16 protein-coding genes are annotated in these 14,776 nt (G+C 62.5%); 9 read left to right on the plus strand and 7 right to left on the minus strand.

The features are described from left to right. Positions 1-3: 3 nt before the first annotated feature. Genes AC3ISR_RS13040 through AC3ISR_RS13060 form a run of 5 tightly spaced genes read left to right on the plus strand, consistent with a single transcriptional unit; the run spans position 4 to position 4,504 of the window. Positions 4-462, plus strand: coding sequence for a VOC family protein (locus tag AC3ISR_RS13040; RefSeq protein WP_192300973.1), 459 nt, complete (start codon positions 4-6; stop codon positions 460-462). 10 nt (positions 463-472) lie between these two features. Further along, positions 473-1,075, plus strand: a complete 603-nt coding sequence (locus tag AC3ISR_RS13045) for an amino acid synthesis family protein (protein WP_192300972.1) — start codon at positions 473-475, stop codon at positions 1,073-1,075. Positions 1,076-1,135: 60 nt separating this feature from the next. Beyond that, positions 1,136-2,743, plus strand: a complete 1,608-nt coding sequence (locus tag AC3ISR_RS13050; protein WP_463984469.1) for a bifunctional 3-(3-hydroxy-phenyl)propionate/3-hydroxycinnamic acid hydroxylase — start codon at positions 1,136-1,138, stop codon at positions 2,741-2,743. After that, a complete protein-coding gene (locus AC3ISR_RS13055; protein WP_489324785.1) occupies positions 2,740-3,519 on the plus strand; it encodes a 2-keto-4-pentenoate hydratase in 780 nt (259 codons plus the stop codon). The genes AC3ISR_RS13050 and AC3ISR_RS13055 overlap by 4 nt, the downstream gene beginning before the upstream one ends. 43 nt (positions 3,520-3,562) lie before the next feature. Continuing rightward, entirely contained in the window at positions 3,563-4,504 is a 942-nt protein-coding gene (locus AC3ISR_RS13060) for a helix-turn-helix domain-containing protein (protein WP_463984468.1), read from the plus strand. A gap of 18 nt (positions 4,505-4,522) precedes the next feature. Here the strand turns inward: AC3ISR_RS13060 and AC3ISR_RS13065 are convergent, their stop codons facing one another. The 5 genes from AC3ISR_RS13065 to AC3ISR_RS13085 all read right to left on the minus strand — a co-directional run bounded on the left by AC3ISR_RS13065 (position 4,523) and on the right by AC3ISR_RS13085 (position 8,848). After that, complete coding sequence (locus AC3ISR_RS13065; RefSeq protein WP_463984467.1) at positions 4,523-5,443, minus strand: ABC transporter six-transmembrane domain-containing protein; 921 nt, start codon at positions 5,441-5,443, stop codon at positions 4,523-4,525. After that, positions 5,416-5,808, minus strand: coding sequence for a hypothetical protein (locus AC3ISR_RS13070; protein ID WP_463984466.1), 393 nt, complete (start codon positions 5,806-5,808; stop codon positions 5,416-5,418). Before AC3ISR_RS13070 ends, AC3ISR_RS13065 begins: the two co-directional genes overlap by 28 nt. A gap of 249 nt (positions 5,809-6,057) precedes the next feature. Next, positions 6,058-7,134 carry an ATP-binding protein gene (locus AC3ISR_RS13075; protein ID WP_192300966.1) on the minus strand — a complete coding sequence of 359 codons (1,077 nt, stop codon included), beginning with the start codon at positions 7,132-7,134 and terminating at the stop codon, positions 6,058-6,060. Beyond that, entirely contained in the window at positions 7,131-7,877 is a 747-nt protein-coding gene (locus tag AC3ISR_RS13080; RefSeq protein WP_192300965.1) for a response regulator, read from the minus strand. The genes AC3ISR_RS13075 and AC3ISR_RS13080 overlap by 4 nt, the downstream gene beginning before the upstream one ends. A gap of 155 nt (positions 7,878-8,032) precedes the next feature. Then, positions 8,033-8,848: a helix-turn-helix domain-containing protein gene (locus AC3ISR_RS13085; protein WP_192300964.1), complete on the minus strand. Its 816-nt coding sequence runs from the start codon at positions 8,846-8,848 to the stop codon at positions 8,033-8,035. A 186-nt stretch (positions 8,849-9,034) separates the two neighbouring features. Between AC3ISR_RS13085 and AC3ISR_RS13090 the strand changes: the two genes are divergently transcribed. Genes AC3ISR_RS13090 through AC3ISR_RS13105 form a run of 4 tightly spaced genes read left to right on the plus strand, consistent with a single transcriptional unit; the run spans position 9,035 to position 12,850 of the window. After that, the gene (locus AC3ISR_RS13090) at positions 9,035-10,174 is read left to right on the plus strand and encodes an ornithine cyclodeaminase family protein (RefSeq protein WP_192300963.1); all 1,140 of its coding nucleotides are present in this window, start codon (positions 9,035-9,037) and stop codon (positions 10,172-10,174) included. 34 nt (positions 10,175-10,208) lie between these two features. Beyond that, on the plus strand, positions 10,209-10,631 hold the full coding sequence (locus AC3ISR_RS13095; RefSeq protein WP_463984465.1) for a RidA family protein: 423 nt from the start codon (positions 10,209-10,211) through the stop codon (positions 10,629-10,631). 60 nt (positions 10,632-10,691) lie between these two features. Further along, the gene (locus AC3ISR_RS13100; protein WP_463984464.1) at positions 10,692-11,984 is read left to right on the plus strand and encodes an NAD(P)/FAD-dependent oxidoreductase; all 1,293 of its coding nucleotides are present in this window, start codon (positions 10,692-10,694) and stop codon (positions 11,982-11,984) included. 17 nt (positions 11,985-12,001) lie between these two features. Then, the gene (locus AC3ISR_RS13105; RefSeq protein WP_192300960.1) at positions 12,002-12,850 is read left to right on the plus strand and encodes an alpha/beta fold hydrolase; all 849 of its coding nucleotides are present in this window, start codon (positions 12,002-12,004) and stop codon (positions 12,848-12,850) included. Positions 12,851-12,978: 128 nt separating this feature from the next. Here AC3ISR_RS13105 and acuI read toward each other — a convergent pair whose 3' ends face one another. Together acuI and acuR are read right to left on the minus strand one after the other, a co-directional pair. Then, positions 12,979-13,962 (minus strand): acrylyl-CoA reductase (NADPH), encoded by a 984-nt coding sequence (acuI, locus tag AC3ISR_RS13110; RefSeq protein ID WP_463984463.1) that lies wholly within the window; start codon positions 13,960-13,962, stop codon positions 12,979-12,981. Between the two features lie 47 nt (positions 13,963-14,009). Continuing rightward, complete coding sequence (acuR, locus tag AC3ISR_RS13115) at positions 14,010-14,642, minus strand: acrylate utilization transcriptional regulator AcuR (protein WP_463984462.1); 633 nt, start codon at positions 14,640-14,642, stop codon at positions 14,010-14,012. Between the last annotated feature and the right edge of the window lie 134 nt (positions 14,643-14,776).

Genomic DNA, 14,776 nt, shown 5'->3' on the forward strand with positions numbered 1-14,776 from the left:
GCGATGAAAGTCGACATCCTTCGTACGCACTTATCGCTGTGGGTCAGTGACCCTGACGTGTCGGCCCGCTGGTACGCCGACATCCTGGGCATGCACGAAAGTGCCCGTGGCGAAAGCTGGGTGATGATGGCGTTTGGCACCAAGCATCACGACATTGCGTTGATCCGTGCCGACCCCGGTGCCCACCAGGGCGGCATGGGGTTGCAGCACTACGGCCTGGAAATCGCCGGGGACATGACCACCTTGCGCCAGCTGTACGGCATGTTGCTGGGCAAGGGCGTGGAGGTGGTGAAAATCACCGACCACGAAATCGGCCATGGCGTGTACTTCAACGACCCGGACGGCAACCGCATGGAGTTTTTTCTGGAGACCGAACACGACGACGCGCGTGGCAAGGCGCGGTTCAAGGAAGCGGGCGCGCCCAGCCGACATTTCAAACTCGACCCACTCGACCCCTTGTGAGGCAACCCCGATGAAAACTGCGAATTTCGCCACCTATCACATCCGCAAATGGTACAGCTTTGTCGAAGAAACCCTGGCCAATGAAACCGGCCAGTTGGCCGATGGCGAGCCGTTGTTCAAGTACGCCGTCGCGGCGGTGATCGCCAACCCCTATGCCGGGCGCTACAGCGAGTCGCTGGCCGAGCTGGTGGAGCCGTCGCCGCTGTTGGGCGAAGAGTTCGGCCGCCGTATCCAGGCGCTGGCCGGCCAGCACGACATCGTCAGCTACGGCAAGGCCTGCCTGGTGGGCAGCCAGGGCGAGTACGAACATGGCAACGCGTTCCTCACCAACCCGGCGGCCGACCCGGTGCGTGTGGCGCTGGGCGGAGGCAAGTCGTGGGTGCCGTCTACCGGCAAGCGCGGTGGGCCGGGTTCCACCATTGATGTACCGCTGGCACACAAGGATGCCCTGTATGTGCGCTCCCACTACGACAGCATGTCGCTGATGTTTGGTGACGGCCCGGCGCCAGACGAGGTGATTATCATCTGGGCGTTCGCCACTCGCGGGCGTTTGCATGCACGCCTGGGCGGCTTGCAGGCCGACGAGGTCAAAGGGCTGGATGGGCTGCACTGATACACGCGTGCGGCTTCGGCGGCGCAGATTAAAACCACAACAAGAAAGCGGTGATAAGCGATGAAGCAGGAGAAGACCCAAGTTGTCATTGTCGGCGGCGGCCCCAACGGGATCACAGCCGCACACTATATGGGGATGTACGGTGTCGACTGCGTCGTCCTTGAACTCGCCGACTGCATCTTGCCGTACCCGCGCGCGGTCGGCATGGATGACGAGGCCCTGCGCGTACTGCAAGGCATCGGCATCGCCGAACTGGCCGCACGCGACATGATCTGCGATGTGCCGCTGCGTTATTACAACGCACGCGGCGTGTGCTTCGCCGAGGTCAAGCCGAGCACCGCCCATTACGGTTGGCCGATGCGCAATATCTTCATGCAGCAGTTGCTGGAAGGCACGCTGCGCGAAACCCTTGGCCAGCACGCCAGTGTCGAGTTGCGCCAAGGCCATGAAATGCTCGAACTGGAGCAGGACGGCGAAGGCGTGATCTTGCAGGTGCGCGATGCCCAGGGCGAGACCTATCAACTGCGTGCCGATTACGTGATCGGCGCCGACGGCGGGCGTTCCACCGTGCGCAAGAAGCTCGGCATCGAGCTGCTGGGGCTGACCCATGCGCGCAAATGGGTGGTGGTCGACACGGCCAACGACACCCTGGATGCGCCCTATACCGCCTTGCATGCCGACCCGCAACGGCCGTTCGTGTGCATTTACCTGCCGTACCAGCAGCGGCGCTGGGAGTTCATGCTGCTGGAGGGCGAAGACGAAGCGAAGATGTGCGAAGAGCACACCATCCGCGACCTGATCCGTGGGCATATCGGCGATGCGGTGGACGCACTCAACATCATCCGCATCCGCGCCTACACCCACCATTCGCGGGTGGCGGCGCGGTTTGTCCAGGGCCGCGTGGCCTTGGTGGGCGATGCCGCACATATCTCGCCACCGTGGGCCGGCCAGGGCCTCAATTCCGGGCTGCGGGACGTGGCCAACGTGGCCTGGAAACTCGCCGCGATCCTCCAGGGCCGCGCCGCCCACGGGATTCTTGCCAGCTACGACCAGGAACGCCGCGGGCACGCGACCGAACTGGTGGCCCTGGCCGACAACATGGGCGCGGTGCTGGGCCTGACCAATCCGTTGATGGCCGGGGTGCGCGACTGGTTGTTCCAGGCAGTGAACAGCGTCGACAACCTGCGCTCGCATTTGCTGGAGTTCAAGTTCAAACCCAAGGCGACCATCACCAAGGGCCTGGTGCATCACGAACGTGCCGAATTGCGCGAGGACGATCTGGTTGGCCAACTGTTTGTGCAGCCGCATATCGAAGATGCCCACGGCCAGCGCCGACGCCTGGACGATGTGCTGGGCAACTCGTATGCGGTGCTCGGTTACCGGGTCAACCCACACGCGCATCTCAGTGCCGAAATGGCCGCGTATTGGGCGCGCTGGGATACGCGGTTTATCCAGGTCAACCGTTCGCGCAGCGGCCTGGGGCGCGGCCAGCCGTTGACTGCCGCAGCGGCCATCAGTGTGGAAGACGTGGATAACCGCCTGGGCGAATGGTTCTCCAGGGTGCGCGATTGCATTGTGGTGGTGCGACCGGATCGGTTTGTCGCCGCCATTACCACCCCTGAGCGGCTCGACGGCGTACTGCGCAAGCTGGCGGAGCAACTCTCATGAATGGCAACAACGAATTGCTCAACCGCTTGCACCAGGCCACGCATAGCGCGCAGGCCTTGCCAGCGCTGCCGGCGGATGCGCTGGACGTGTATTCCGGCTACGCGCTGCAACGCCTGGGCCTGGAGGCACGCCAGGAAGCCGGCGAGCGCCTGAGCGGCTGGAAAATCGCCTTCGCCGGCCGCGCCGCGCAACAGCGCTTTGGCCTCGACCAGCCGGTGTATGGCGCGCTGACCACGCCGATGCACGTCGCGCCCGGCACACCGGTGGCCCTGTCGCGGCTGATCCAGCCCAAGCTGGAGATTGAAGTGGCGATCATCATGGGCCGCAGCCTGGCGCCCGGTGAATACCGCGACGAGGACATCCTGGCCGCCATCGGCGCGGTGGCGCCGGCGTTCGAGATCGCCGATTGCCGCTGGCAGGGCTGGGCGTTCGGCGCCGGGGCATTACTGGCCGACAACGCGGCGGCAGGGCTGTATTGCATCGGGCCGCGCACGCCGTTTGATCCGTTGCTACACAGTGGCGTCGACTATCGCCTGGAGTGCGCCGGCGCGCTGTGCGGCGAGGGCAATACCGCCGAGCGCGAGGACCCGCCGCTGGTCAACCTGTGCTGGCTGATTCGCCGCCTGCTGGCTGACGGTCAACCGGTGGAGGCGGGGCAGGTGGTGCTGTCCGGGGCTTTGCTGGCGCCGATGGCGATCCAGCCGACCACGTACCGCTTGCGGATGTTTGGCACGGAACTGGCTTTGGTTTTCACGGTTGATACCGTCCCAGTGTGAACACCAGTTGCCGTCATGCCGGGGCCACCGAGGAACCACGACCATGCTTGCTGAAGCGCGAACCTTCAATGACCCTCAACAACACGCCGGCTCGATCCACGGTTGGCGACAGGTGTACGACCAGCTCGGCCGTGGCTGCCTGACCAGTGAGCTGCGGCAGTTGTCCGCCGACCGCTTCCAGGTGTTCCAGGAGGTGCTGGACAAGCGCGTGGTCCAGCGTGGCTACGCGCCAAAAGGACGGCTGTGCGCGGCGATGTCGTTGGGCAGTGCTCCGGTGGTGCAGGGGCAGCAAGTGGGCAGCCACAGTGTGGTGCTGTTGCGCGACGCCGAGGAGTTTGTGCTGCACGCGCCGGAGGGCACGCACTTTTTTGCGTTCAATGTCGACACGGTGCGCTTCGCCAAGCTGGCGGCCTTCGAATTGTCCACTGAGCAGCTCAAACGGCTGAAGACCACCTCGCAGCTGAGTGTGGATGATGCGTTGCTGGCGCGCATCCGCCAGCGCATCCAGCCGCTGTTTCGTCACCTTGTGGAACAGTCCGACGCCATCAGTCCCATCGCCGAAAAAATGCTGGAGGACGCGCTGCTCAACGCTTTTCTCGATCTGTTCAGCAACGCCACCGATGAGGTGCGCTGCCGACGTGGCAATGTCACCGTGAGTGCCTATCTGGTCAAACGCTGCCAGGACCTGATCGACGCCAGCGGTGACACGGCCCTGAGCATTCTTGACCTGTGCGAACACCTGCGGGTGAGTCGCCGGACCTTGCAGAACAGTTTTCAGGCGGTGACCGGCATGCGCCCTGTCGAATACCTGCGCAACCTGCGCCTGAATGCGGTGCGCCGGCGCTTGATCACCACGTCGGCATGCACGCAGAACGTCGGCGAAGTTGCGGTGGCGATGGGGTTTTTTCACCTGAGCCATTTCGCTACCCATTACCGCGAGCTGTTTGGCGAGTCGCCCTCGGAAACCCAGCGGGCGCCGCGTTGAAGGCAGTGTAGCGCGGGCTCAGTGAGTGGTGCTGCCCAGCCCGGGGTCAACGCGCTTGCCGATGTCCTTGAGCCTGGCCAACTGGTCGACCATGCCTGGGGCCTCATCCAGGCAACTGACAAACGTCCATAAATACGTCATCACCGCGTAGATGTGCCCGGCCTTGACCGCAGGTGACAGGGCGAGTTGGGTGATGGCGAGCACAAACAGCAACGCCGCGAGTACCCCGATGGTCAGGAAGGCGATGGCCTCGCGGTCCGACAGCCCGATGCGCAAGCGCGACAGTACCCGGTAGTGGCGGCGCAGGGTGTGGGCGCCGACCTGTTCCACCAGGCTGATTTCCTTCTCCAGGCGGTTGTTCAGGCGCTCGTGCAGTTGCTCGTTGCGCCGGGCGAAGCCGGGCAGCACGGTAAGGCACAGCCCCAGGGCCAACAGGCAGCCCAGGCCGACCCACGGTTCGATCACCAGCAGCATCGCCGCCGCGCCGATGATGGACACCAGCGCGGTGGCCATGATCGGCACGTGCTTCTCGAAAAAGTCCACGAAGTCCCGCGCCAGCACCACCCGCGCCGCGGCCTTGGAAGTGCTGTGGCGTTGCAGGCGCTGGTTGAGGATCACCGGCACCGCGAGGTCGGCATAGATACGTGTAAAGGTGCGGGTGTCCAGAGCCCGCCGGGCCGCGCCCACCACCCAGAACCCCAGCACCACCAGGGCATAGAACAGCGCGTTGGCGGTATCGCCACGGATAATCGCGTCCACGGCGAACCCGGCGAACAGTGGGTAGGCAAGCAGCAGCGCGTTCTCCAACGCCACCAGCGACAAGGTGGCAAACAACTTGCCGGGGTAGGCCCTGGCGATGGCCTTGAGGGTTTGACTGGCGGATTGTTGACCGATGTTGTGGCTGTGCTCGATCACTCTTGGTGGTGTGGCGGAGGGCATGGGGCACCTGTGTGCAGCGCAGTGGGGGGACGCAATGAGTCGGTATACAGACCGCGAGTGATGTCGAGCAGATAACGGGCTTCCTCGGTCATCAGCAGCAGGTCGATCTGCATTTCGTCGATGACGATCTCGAGGACGATCAACAGGCAGATCGCCGGTGCGGTGAACAGCCAGTGGGCATAGGACTGGGTGAACAGCGACGCGCTCACCCCAAGCACCCACAGCACCATCACCAGGCGCGGCGCCTGTTTTTGCAGGGGGATCCAGAAGCGCTGCAACTTTCTGAGCCTGGCGCTGTAGAACTTTACCGAGTCTTCGAGTTGGGCCAGGTCAATCAGGTTTCGACTGCGATAGTTGAGGGGCATAGGTGCAATCCGCGTGTGAATCACAAGGGTCGGTTGGCGTAGTCAAGGCGCCCGCAGGCAACGCCCGGTTCAACCAGGCGAGCTTGACTTCGTTGACTTGTACCCACTTGCCGTTCTGTGGCATCCCTTCGCAGCTCTTGAAAGCGATACAGCGTCCGTGTGTGTCCAGCAAGGCAAAGTGGCGATAGGGTGTGGCTCTATAGAAACCAAACATAGAGAGGCGCATGCCTTCACCTGGGCCGGTTGAGTTCAGAGGTCGGTGGGATGGTCGGGCCAGCTCAGTTCGAACAACGTGCCGCCGCTCGCCAGGTTGCGGCAGGTCACGCTGCCGCCATGGGCCAGGGCAATCGCACGCACCACGGCCAGCCCCAGCCCGCTGCCACCCTGGGCGCGCGAGCGAGAACTTTCGCCGCGCTGGAACGGGTCGAAAATGTGCGCGACGAAGGCTTCATCGATTCCCGGGCCTTCGTCGGCGACACTCAAGGTGTTGAGGCCCTCCCTGCTGTCCAGGCGCACGATGACGTTGCCGGGCGTGGCATGCCGCCGCAGGTTGTCGAGCAGGGCCAGCAAGGCCTGGCGGATGCGCGCCGGGTCGCAGTGCACGGGGTGCTTGAGCAGGTCCAGGTGCAGGGTAAAGCCACTGGCGTTCAGGCCGGGCTCGAACAGTTGCGCGTCGGCCTCGATTTCCTCGGCCAGGTCGGCGTGCTGGATGTGCACTTCCAGGTAGCCGTTGTCCGCCAGGCCGACCACACGCAGGTCTTCGATCAGGCGCGTCAGGCCCTCGACCTGGGTGAGCAAGCTGTAGAACTGGGCCTTGTCCGGCTCGAACACGCCTTCGGCCAGGCCCTGCAAGCGGCCACGCAAGATGGTCAGCGGGGTGCGCAATTCGTGGGCGATGGCGGCGTTCCAGAACGACTGTTCTTCAGCCATGCGTTGCAGGCGCTTGGCCATACTGTTGAAGTCATCCACCAACACGGCGGTCTCTCCCAATGAAAGGTCGGGCGCAACGGCCCGCGCATCGAGGTCGCCGTCTGCCAGCCGGCGCAGGCTGGCGGCGACGGAGTTCAAGGGCATGAGAATGCGCCGGGACAGCTTGATCGCGACCACAGCACCCACTGCCAGGCTGATGCAGGTGATCAAGCCCATCCATGCCCATTCCATGCCGGTGGGCAGCCACTCATCGACGTCAAGGTCCGACGGCGGCCAGAACGTCCACAGCACCGCGTAGAACACGTAGGAGCCAACCACCGCGAGGGCAATCACGCACAGCACCACGGCCGACATCGACACAATGATCTGCCGGCTCAACCCGTTGACGACCTTCATGTGTGGCTCCCGAATCGGTAGCCGACGCCACGGATGCTGGTGGGTACGCCCTGCACGCCGAGGTCTTCGATTTTTCGCCGCAACTTGCTGATGTGGCTGTCGACCGTGCGCTCCAGGCTGTCGCTCTCGGGGGCACACAGGGCCAGCAGTTCGGCGCGGCTGAACACGCGCTTGGGCGCCTTGGCCAGTTGCGCCAACAGGCGGAACTCCGTGACGGTCAGGTGCAGCGGGTGCTTGTCGGCACCGACCTGCACGTTGACTGCATGGTTGTCGATGTCGATTTCAAATGCCTGCACACGCAGCACGCGCTGGCCGTTGCCGTAGCCGTGATCGATGCTGCGGCGCAGCACGGCCTGGGTCCTGGCGACGACTTCCGCCGGGTTGAACGGCTTGACGATGTAGTCGTCGGCACCGATGCGCAGGCCCAGCAGTTTGTCCATGTCCTGGTCTTGCGCGGTGAGCATGATCACTGGGGTGTTGCCGCGGTGGCGGATCTCGGCGAGGACCATCCAGCCATCCAGTTGCGGCATCAGTACATCGAGCAGCACCAGGTCGGGCTTGAGTGTCTGGTGCAGTTCCAGGGCACGGCGCCCGTCCAGCGCATGGGCGGTCTGGAAGCCGCTGCGCTTGAGGTAGGCGGCGAGGATGTCGGCAATTTCCGGCTCGTCTTCGGCGATCAGCACCAAGGCCTGGTGTTTGCCGGTGGAGTCCTGGGGTGTCGGTGCAAGCGGCGATTCAGTCATGGTGGGCTCGGGTCTGGGTCAGGTGCACTGGGATCGTCGCAGTATGACGAATCATCCAAGGGCAACGAAGGCCAGTGTGTACCCCGAGCGTGCGCTTTCATGGGAGGTTTTGTGGAGAAACGATGGAGACGCGAATTTATTTTGTTGGCGCGTGATCAGGCGTAGCTGATGCGGTCGGTGTAGGCGTTCTGCAGCATTTGGCGCTGGTAGTCGCAGGGCGTGGTGCTGACCAGTTTCTTGAAGTCGCGCAGGAAGTGCGACTGATCGGAAAAACCCAGGTCCAGGGCCAGTTCGCAGAACGATACATCGGGCTGGGTGTTGAGGGTTTCAAGCGCGGCCTGGCAGCGGATGATCCGGCAGAACGCCTTGGGCGACAGGCCGGTGTCCTGGCTGAACTGGCGGTGCAGGGTGCGGCTGGTGTAGCCGCTGAGGTCTTCGAGTTGCCTGATGCGGATCGCCCCGCGATGACGCAAGGCTTGCTGAATGACCATGCGCGTCAGCGGCGACGTGCGCCCCATCAATTGGGGGGCCAGGTAGTCGTTGAACAGGCGCATCTGTTCGCCCAGCTGCGGGGCCTGCACGATGTTGTCGAAGATGCGCCGGGCAAACCGCGAGACCTCCAGCAGGTCGAGTTCGCGCTCGGTCAATTCTTCAGCCAGCACATTGATGAAACCGGGGATGACGCCGGGGGCAAAGCGCACGCCGAAGTAGTGGTGGTTCTGGTTCAACTCGACGGCCTGGGCCGCCAGTGGCGTGCCGCAGATCTTGGCGCTGGGGCGGGTGGCGTCGCAGTCGAAGACAATGTCCACGCAACCATCCGGCACCGCCAGCACCTCGGTGGTTTGCGCCACATCGAAGGCATAGAAATGCGAGATCGCCGGGTGTTCGGAAGGCATCACCGAATACCGTGAGGAGTTGAGGACGAACCAGGGCTGTTCGTTTGCCGTGTGGTGCCGTGGAGTCGGAGTCATGTGTGCACTGTCGATAGGCTGCGAGGCGGGATTTATCACGCATGATTCGCGCCAACTACTGCGGTGACACGGGCCCTGGCGTGTCCGAAATTTACAATACGGCGCGCAAGTGCCCCTCGATACTCGACGTCGACAGCGTGGAGCTGCGCCTATCGCAGCGATCTCACTTGCGGCCCGAGAATGACTATGTCTACTTCCACAAAAATCGACTTTATCTACCTCTCCGAGCAGGACATGATCCGTGCCGGCGTCACGGACATGCCGGCCTGCGTGAATACCATGGAAGAGATGTTCGGCTTGCTCTATGCCGGCGACTACCGCATGGCCGGGCCGAACAACGACTCCCACGGGGCAATGGTGGTCTTTCCCAAGGATTCGCCGTTCCCGAACATGCCCAAGCCCACGGCGGACCGGCGCATGATGGCGATGCCAGCCTACCTGGGCGGCAGCTTCGGCACGGCCGGCGTGAAATGGTACGGCTCGAATATCGCCAACCGCGACAAGGGCCTGCCGCGTTCGATTCTGATGTTCACCCTCAATGACCCCGATACCGGCGCGCCGTTGGCGCATATGTCGGCCAACTTGCTGTCGGCGTATCGCACCGGCGCGATCCCCGGCGTTGGCGCGCGGCACCTGGCGCGCAAGGCGGCGAGGGTGGTGGGGTTGCTCGGCCCGGGGGTGATGGGCAAGACCACCTTGTCGGCGTTCATTGCGGTGTGCCCGCAGATCGATACGTTGAAAATCAAAGGCCGTGGCCAGAAGAGCCTGGATGATTTTATTGCCTGGGTGAGGGCGACCTACCCACAGATCACCTCGATCAGCGTGGTCGACACCCTGGAAGCGGTGGTCCGCGACTCGGACCTTGTTACTTATTGTAGCTCCGGCGAGACGGGCGACCCCTCGATCTACCCAATTGTGCGGCGCGAGTGGGTCAAGCCGGGCGCGTTCCTGGCGATGCCGGCGGCGTGCTCCCTGGATGACGGCATGGAGCAACCCGACGTGCGCAAGGTGCTGGACAACACCGGCCTGTACCAAGCCTGGTTTGACGAGCTGCCCAAGCCCGCGCACCACAACGTGCCGGTGATTGGCGTGCGCTTCATGGACATGATCGCCGAAGGCAAGCTGCGCCTCGAAGACGTCGAAGACATCGGCAAGATCATCGCCGGTGCCGCCCCCGGCCGCCGGAACGATGAGGAAATCATCATCATGTCGGTGGGCGGCATGCCTGTCGAAGACGTGGCCTGGGGCACGGTGGTGTACCGCAACGCGATTGAAAAAGGCATCGGCGTGACCTTGAACCTGTGGGACACCCCGGTGCTGCGCTAAGCCACCCGACACTTACTCTGAAGAGGCATTCGACATGACAAACATCATCAAGCTCAAGACCGGCTCCCCCTTCGAAGAAATGGGCAGCTATTCGCGTCTGGTGGTCGTGGACAACTGGATCTACGTGTCCAACACCGCTGGCCGCAACCCGCAGACCAAGCTGATCCCGGAGGATGTGCTGGAGCAGACCCATCAGGTCTTCGCCAACATCGAAACCGCCCTGGCGGCGGTGCAGGCGAGCCTGGCGGATGTGGTGTGTTCACGGGTGTTCATCCAGGACCCCAAGGACGTCCCGGCGGTGATGGGCTTGATCGGCGAGAAGTTTCGCGGCGTCGATCCGGCCAGCACCGTGACGTGCCCGCCGCTGGGCTCGACGGTCTACAAGGTCGAGCTGGAAGTGACGGCGTATCGCAACGCCGCCAAGGCACAGGTTGAAGTGATCCGCCTGGCGCCATGACCGTCACGCGGCCGCGCAGCACGGCGGCCGCTTTTATTTGCCTATCACCGAGTCTTGAGCATGGCACCGACTATCGCGCCCGTGAACACCTCCACCGCGTTTCCCGCCAGCACCAGCGTGGTCATTATCGGCGGCGGGATTATTGGCCTGACCGCCGCGCTGACCCTGGCCGAACGCAATATCGCCGTGGTGGTCCTGGAAAAAGGCCGCATCGCCGCCGAGCAGTCGTCGCGCAACCTTGGCTGGGTGCGCAAGACCAGTCGCCATGCCGCCGACATTCCCCTGGCCCTGGCCGCCGACCGCTTGTGGGCGCAGATGCCCGAGCGGGTCGGCGCGGACGTCGGCTACCGCCAGGAAGGCATCATGTTTGTCGGGCGGACCCCGGCGCAGATGGCGATGCATGAAGGGTGGCTCAAGTCGGTGGAGCACCTGTCGCTGGATTCGCGCCTGCTCAGCAAACGTGAAATCGACGCATTGGTGCCGGGTGGCGTAGGCGACTGGGCCGGCGGCATCTACACGCCGTCCGACGCGCGTGCCGAGCCGACCCTGGCCAGCAGCGCGATCGCCAAGGCTGCCATGGCGAAAGGGGTGGTGATCATCGAACAATGTGCGGTACGTACGCTGCAGACGTCCGCCGGGATTGTCAGCGGGGTGGTCACTGAGCGCGGTGAAATCCGTTGTGATCATGTGCTGCTGGCGGGGGGCATGTGGTCGCGGCGTTTCCTCGGCAACCAGGGCGTGGCGTTGCCGACCTTGCCGCTGACCTGCTCGGTACTGCGCACCCACCCCATGGAAGGCCCGACGCAGATTGCGGTCGGCGCGCCGGATTTTTCGTTTCGCAAGCACAAGGACGGCGGCTTCATCATCACCCAGCGCGGCAAGCTGGACGCGTTCCTGACCCTGGATCACCTGTTGCTCGCCAAGCCATACATGCCGCAGTTTCGCGCACAGCGCCATGTGCTGAACGTGTCGCTGGGCAAGCCTTTTCTGGACGATCTGAAACTTGCAAGGCGTTGGCGCGCCGACAGTGTCAGCCCGTTCGAACGGGTGAGGGTGCAGGACCCGGCGGCCAACCCGCGCCTCAACAGTGACGCGATGAACAACCTGATCGCCGCCTGGCCGGTGTTCGAACAGGCGCGAATCGCCCAGGCGTGGGCGGGCACCATCGACGTCACGCCGGACTCCAACCCCGTGATCGGGCCGGTCGCGCAGATCCCCGGGCTGACCGTAGCCACGGGTTTTTCCGGGCACGGCTTTGGTACCTCACCGGCGGCGGGCCACCTCGCGGCGGACCTTGTCAGCGGGGACACGCCGATCATTGATCCAAGCCCGTATCGTTTCGATCGTTTCTGACGCAAAGGAATCAACCCATGGCTTCTGAAAGCTGTTTTTTCACCAATCGTTCAGGCCTGCGCCTGCACTTCGTGCACTGGGGCGATTCGAGCGGCGTGCCGCTGGTTCTGCTGCATGGCTTGCGGGCCTACGCACAGACCTGGGAATCGCTGGTGCAGTCCCTGGGAACCGGTTACTGCATTTACGCCCTGGACCAACGTGGGCGCGGTTTAAGCGACTGGGCCGCACCAGAGACCTACCACACGCAATCCTATGTGGAAGACCTTGAGGACCTGGTGGCTCATCTGGGATTGGGGCGTTTCGTCTTGCTGGGGCATTCCTTGGGAGGAGCCAACGCCCTTGAATATGCACGGCAAAACCCGGGGCGGTTGATGGGGTTGATGATCGAAGACATCGGCCCCGGCTCTTCAACCCAAGGTGATGGTGCCGCACGTATTCGCCGCGAGATGAGCCAGACGCCGTTGCAGTTCGGCAACTGGGAACTGGCCCGTGCCTTCTGGCAGGCGTCGCGCCCAGGCCTGTCGGAGCAGGGCCTGGCCTCACGGCTCGCGCACTCGATGAAGGACAGTGGCACAGGGGTCACCTGGCGGCATGATCAGCAAGGCATTGCCAAGGCACGCCTGAGCATCGAACCGACAGATTTGTGGCCCGCCGTACGCGCCCTGGACTGCCCGACCCTGTTCATTCGCGGCGGCCGCTCGGACTTCCTGCCGGCCGCGACGCTTGAGGCCATGACTGCCTGCAACCCGCACATCAGAACGGTGGAGGTCGCGGACGCGAGTCACTATGTGCATGACGATCAGGGGGAGGTGTTCAATGGGTTGGTTGCAGGCTTCTTGAAGGGGCTGGGGGCCGGGGGGCGCTAGTCAGCACGGCGGTCGCGGTTGTCCTTTCTTCAAGAGGCTTCCTGGTTCGTTGAACGGCTCTGCAGCCCAAGACGATCAACTGAATCGCCCCGGGTTTCGTAGACACCTCATTGCCTGAAACAATGCTGTCAATTATTGACGTTAACCACAACCCGTCCGCGTACTTCGCCGGCGAGCAGTTGCTCTGCCGTCTGAACAACCGCGCCCAAACCAATCTCTCGCGTTACTTCTTTTAAGATAGAGATATCAAGATCTCGTACCAGACGATCCCAAGCTGCGATCCGATCTCTTCGCGGACGCATCACGCTGTCGATACCAGCCAGTGTCACCCCACGCAAAATGAAGGGGGCAACGCTGGCAGGTAAGTCCATCCCTTGTGCGAGTCCGCATGCCGCAACGGTGCCTCCATAACAGGTGCTGGCACATACGTTGGCCAGCGTATGGCTACCAACCGAATCAATCGCGCCTGCCCATCGTTCTTTGGCAAGTGGGCGACCTGGCCCGCTTAAGACTGAGCGATCAATGATCTCCGAGGCGCCAAGCCTCTTCAGGTAATCAGATTCTTCAAGACGACCAGTTGAAGCCACGACGGTGTAGCCCAAGCCAGCGAGGAGGGCGATAGCGAAACTGCCAACGCCACCATTGGCTCCTGTCACCAAGACTTCACCTGAATCCGGTGTCACGCCGTTGCGCTCCAAAGCGAGCACCGAGAGCATCGCCGTATAACCTGCTGTGCCAATTGCCATGGTTTGTTGCGCGGTGAACCCGCGAGGCAGGGGAATAAGCCAGTCACCATTGACTCTAGCCTTTTGAGCCAGGCCACCCCAGTGCGCTTCACCCACGCCCCATCCATTAAGCAGCACGTTGTCACCGACCTTGAAGTCAGGATGGCTACTTTCCTCAACCGTCCCCACCAGGTCGATACCAGGCACCATCGGAAACTTGCGTACAACCGGGCCTTGTCCCGTTATCGCCAGTGCGTCTTTGTAGTTGAGGGTGCTATAAGCAACACGAACCGTCACATTACCGGCAGGCAGTTGTGTTTCGTCCAAGCTGGCTAGTTTTGCGAGACTGCTGTTGTCATTTTTTTCAATCAAAATGCCATGGAACATAAGGTTTTCCTCAATTAGACCGATCGTCTATAAAACGCCAAAAAAAATTAACGCGGTAATCCGGCCATGAATCCGTTGATGAACGTATTTAAAGGGGCTGCGCTTTTCACCACCCGTGCTCTGAGCACCGCACCTTCCCAACCAATCCAGAAGTACGCAGCGAGTTCTGCGCAATCAACATCTCTGGCGAGTTCGCCAGCATCCTGTGCCTCTCTTAGACAAGTGGCCAATTGTTGCTGCCAACTGAATAGGGTGGCATCCAGATGCTCACGGAAACCTGCGGGAAGAATGGTTACTTCCTGGCTAAGGTTACCTACCAGGCAGCCGCGTCTGAACTGGTATTTCTCCATCCCTCCCTTCGCGTCCTCGACGAAGGCTAGAACACGCTGCAGAGGAGTCATTGAGTCATCGAGAAACCAGCGTTTGAGCTTGTTGGCGAAGTAAGCTGCGTAGTTGTCCATCACGGCCCGTCCAAAATCCTCCTTGCTATCGAAGTAGTGGTAGAAGGAGCCTTTTGGAACACCGACCGTTTTCAGTACGCCGTCGATGCCGGTGGCCATGAAGCCCTGCTCAGTTAGAATTTCGGTCCCGCAGCGAATGAGTGCGTCACGGGTATCCGGATTCTGTCGGGATACCTTGGGCGGACGGCCACGGCGAGGAGTTTGCGAGGAGTTGATCATGGCCAAGGATATTAGACTGATCGTCTACAAAGTCAATTGCGTAACTGCCATGACGGTTGCCTAGGCGGTTGGAGTCGATAAACCGAAGCAGAGATTGCCTAACCTCTGCCCGGTTTCTTTTTGGACGCATCTTT

This window comes from Pseudomonas sp. GL_117 (assembly GCF_057835125.1).

Coding starts and splice junctions, on each gene's coding strand:
- acuI (WP_463984463.1), bottom strand. CDS start 13,962: ATGTTCCATGGCATTTTGATTGAAAAAAATGACAACAGCAGTCTCGCA.
- AC3ISR_RS13075 (WP_192300966.1), bottom strand. CDS start 7,134: ATGAAGGTCGTCAACGGGTTGAGCCGGCAGATCATTGTGTCGATGTCG.
- AC3ISR_RS13070 (WP_463984466.1), bottom strand. CDS start 5,808: ATGCCCCTCAACTATCGCAGTCGAAACCTGATTGACCTGGCCCAACTC.
- AC3ISR_RS13105 (WP_192300960.1), top strand. CDS start 12,002: ATGGCTTCTGAAAGCTGTTTTTTCACCAATCGTTCAGGCCTGCGCCTG.
- AC3ISR_RS13090 (WP_192300963.1), top strand. CDS start 9,035: ATGTCTACTTCCACAAAAATCGACTTTATCTACCTCTCCGAGCAGGAC.
- AC3ISR_RS13060 (WP_463984468.1), top strand. CDS start 3,563: ATGCTTGCTGAAGCGCGAACCTTCAATGACCCTCAACAACACGCCGGC.
- AC3ISR_RS13080 (WP_192300965.1), bottom strand. CDS start 7,877: ATGACTGAATCGCCGCTTGCACCGACACCCCAGGACTCCACCGGCAAA.
- AC3ISR_RS13045 (WP_192300972.1), top strand. CDS start 473: ATGAAAACTGCGAATTTCGCCACCTATCACATCCGCAAATGGTACAGC.
- AC3ISR_RS13040 (WP_192300973.1), top strand. CDS start 4: ATGAAAGTCGACATCCTTCGTACGCACTTATCGCTGTGGGTCAGTGAC.
- AC3ISR_RS13085 (WP_192300964.1), bottom strand. CDS start 8,848: ATGACTCCGACTCCACGGCACCACACGGCAAACGAACAGCCCTGGTTC.
- AC3ISR_RS13065 (WP_463984467.1), bottom strand. CDS start 5,443: ATGCCCTCCGCCACACCACCAAGAGTGATCGAGCACAGCCACAACATC.
- AC3ISR_RS13050 (WP_463984469.1), top strand. CDS start 1,136: ATGAAGCAGGAGAAGACCCAAGTTGTCATTGTCGGCGGCGGCCCCAAC.
- AC3ISR_RS13095 (WP_463984465.1), top strand. CDS start 10,209: ATGACAAACATCATCAAGCTCAAGACCGGCTCCCCCTTCGAAGAAATG.
- acuR (WP_463984462.1), bottom strand. CDS start 14,642: ATGATCAACTCCTCGCAAACTCCTCGCCGTGGCCGTCCGCCCAAGGTA.
- AC3ISR_RS13100 (WP_463984464.1), top strand. CDS start 10,692: ATGGCACCGACTATCGCGCCCGTGAACACCTCCACCGCGTTTCCCGCC.
- AC3ISR_RS13055 (WP_489324785.1), top strand. CDS start 2,740: ATGAATGGCAACAACGAATTGCTCAACCGCTTGCACCAGGCCACGCAT.